General features: G+C 69.0%; 3 protein-coding genes. 1 reads left to right on the top strand and 2 read right to left on the bottom strand.

Annotated features, from left to right (window positions below; genetic code table 11):
* Positions 1-1159 (bottom strand): glycosyltransferase family 4 protein (locus Q0288_RS09370; protein WP_299429731.1); only part of this gene is annotated, 1159 nt, incomplete at its 3' end.
* Between the two features lie 90 nt (positions 1160-1249).
* A complete protein-coding gene (locus Q0288_RS09375; RefSeq protein WP_299429733.1) occupies positions 1250-1657 on the bottom strand; it encodes a hypothetical protein in 408 nt (135 codons plus the stop codon).
* Between the two features lie 30 nt (positions 1658-1687).
* Between Q0288_RS09375 and Q0288_RS09380 the strand changes: the two genes are divergently transcribed.
* On the top strand, positions 1688-2629 hold a 942-nt coding region (locus tag Q0288_RS09380; protein ID WP_299429734.1), incomplete at its 3' end, for a HAMP domain-containing sensor histidine kinase.

Here is a 2629-nt window from a genome sequence, read left to right on the forward strand (position 1 = left end):
CCTCCCCCCCGGCAGGTTCGCCCGGCAGGACTGACCTCGCGGCGGCGATGACCCGCTCAGCCACCTGGGGTACGGTCAGGTTGGCGACGCTCTGGCGGGCCGCCCGGCTCATGCGCTGGCGGGTCTCCTGGGAGCTGGACAGGGTCTTGTCGAGCGCCCGGTAGCTGGCCTCGAGGTCGTCGGGCACCAAGTGCCACCCGTTATTGCCGTCAAGGATCAGCTCCTCCACGGCCTGGCTGTAGAGGCTGCCCAGCATGGGCAGCCCGCAGGCCAGGGACTCGTTGACCACCAGGCCCCACTCGTCCGCCAAGGTCGGGAAGACCGAGAAGTCCGCCTCGGCGTAGGCCTCGGCCACCCGCTCGTAGGGGACGGCCCCCTTGCAGACCACCTTGAGGTTGGGGGGGTAGACCTCCTGCTCGATCTCCCGGCGCAGGGGGCCGTCGCCGATCAGGGTGAACTCGAGCGAGCGCTGGGGGTGTAGCTCGGCCCAGCGGCGCACGACCTGTAAGAAAAGGCCCAGCCCCTTGAGCGGGATCAGTCGGCCCACGTAGACCAGGCGCGAGGCCAGCGCCGCAGGGGCCTCGCGCCGCTCGGCAACCGGCTCGAACAGCCGGGTGTCGCAGGCGTAGGGCACGTGGAAGACGGGCACCCTGATGGGGGCGACCGAGCGCAGGTAGCGCTCCCCGCTCTGTCCGTTGACGATAAACCCGTCGGCCCCCCGCAGCAGCCACCTGCGCAGCAGGTTCCGCAGCCTCCCGCGCCCCTGCTCGCTGCTCTCGGAGAGCGTGGCCCAGATGACCAGCCGGGAGCGCGGGTTGAGCATGCGGTATATCCGGGCGAACACGGTTCGGAGCCCCAGTTCCCCGGAGATGACCAGGTCGGGACGGCTGCGCCACAACTGCGGCAGGGTGTCGTAGGGGACGTGGACGTACACGCTGTCCTCGAACCCCTTGGGGTGCTTCCAGGGCTGACGGAACATCCAGCTCTTCTGCCGCACCACGTCAATGCGGCCCCAGCGGGCCTCCCACTCGCGGTTGGGCTCCATTTCGGTCGAGATCAGCACCCGGAACTGGGCGAATGAGGCCCCCAACCGCTCGAACAGCGGCACTTTATAGGGAGGGATAAAGTTGGTGAGGAGGGTAAGGCGACGGTTATCCATGATGCTGACCTCGACGTGAAGTGGGTGGCGGCCCGGAGGTGCGGCCACCGCAGTGTGAGGTTAGGGTGTGCGTATTAAGTTCTTGTAAAGTTACTGCCGGACGGCGGGTCTTCCGGCGTTAAGGCTTAACAGGGCTCCGACCTGCCCGATTCCGGCACCGAGGTACTGGTCGAAATCGTTGCCAAAGAGGGGTTCATCCGTCAGCGCGGCGTGGGTAGTCCTAAGGGTTAGCCCTACCTCGGCCCATCTGACGCAGATTGTGGGGGGCTGATGGGATAGGCTGGAAAGGTGGGAGGGTTTCGCAGTCGCCTGAGCCTCAGCTTGGTGCTGGTGGCGGTGCTGACGGCCGGGCTGGTGGGGGGGCTGGCCTACTAGCGCTTCGCCCAGTCGCTCGGTGCCGAACTCGACCGGCAGCTCGCCCAGGATATGGCCAAGGTCGCCAGGGGGGTCATCTACCGCGATGGTCTGGTCGGCCTCGACCCGCTCCGGCTGACGCATCCGCTCGACAGCCCCCTAGGCCGCTACCGGGTGATCCGTGACAGGCAGATCTCCTTCGAGGTGGGCGGGCGCTTCCCCGAGGGTCAGCCTGGCTGGGTCTTCGCCCGACGGGAACTCGAGGGCGGCTTCATCCTCGAGGGTGCCCTCGACACCGCCGACCGCCGCAGTGCCCTGACCACCCTGACCCAGACGGTGCTGCTGGCCCTGCCGGTCTCGCTGGCTCTGACCCTGGGGATCGCCTACGTGCTCTTCAACTACCTCATGCTGCCCATCCGCAAGCTCACCGAGGCCAGCCACGCCGTGGCCCAGCAGCGTTTCCCCGAGCCCCTCCCGGTGCCCCCCGGAAACGACGAGGTCTCCGACCTGGCCAACAGCTTCAACCGCATGTCGGCGGCGGTGAAGGGCTTCCTGGAGCGCGAGCGCAGCTTCGCCCGCTACACCTCGCACGAGCTGCGCACCCCGCTGGCCACCCTCCGCGTGCAGATCGAGGCCCTCGAGCAGGGCCTGATGTCCAGGGAGGAGACCCTCCCCACCCTCAAGGCCACCGTGGGGCGGCTCGAGCGCATCCTGGCCGGGCTCCTGGCCCTGACCCGCAGCCCCCAGAGCGAGCCCGAGCCCCTCGAGGCCGGGGCGCTGCTCAAGGCCACGCTGAGCGGCCTGTCGCCGCAGGAGCGCTCGAGGGTCGAGGTCTCCGGCGAGACCCAGGCCCTGATCCTCGGCTACGACGGGCTGTTGCAGCAGGCCTTGGGGAACCTGATCCACAACGCCCTCAAGTACAGCGCCGACCCCGTGCGGGTCGAGGTCAGCAACGGCGCGGCGGTGCAGATCCGGGTGCAGGATCGCGGCCCCGGCGTCCCCGAGGCCAAGCTCGACAAGCTGGGCGAGCCCTTCCTGAGGCTCCAGCCCCAGACCCCCGGCGTCGGGCTGGGGCTGGCCCTGGTGCGGCACGTGGCCTCGGTGGTGGGCGGCACC

The organism is uncultured Meiothermus sp. (assembly GCF_937863175.1).
Classification (GTDB): Bacteria; Deinococcota; Deinococci; order Deinococcales; family Thermaceae; genus Meiothermus.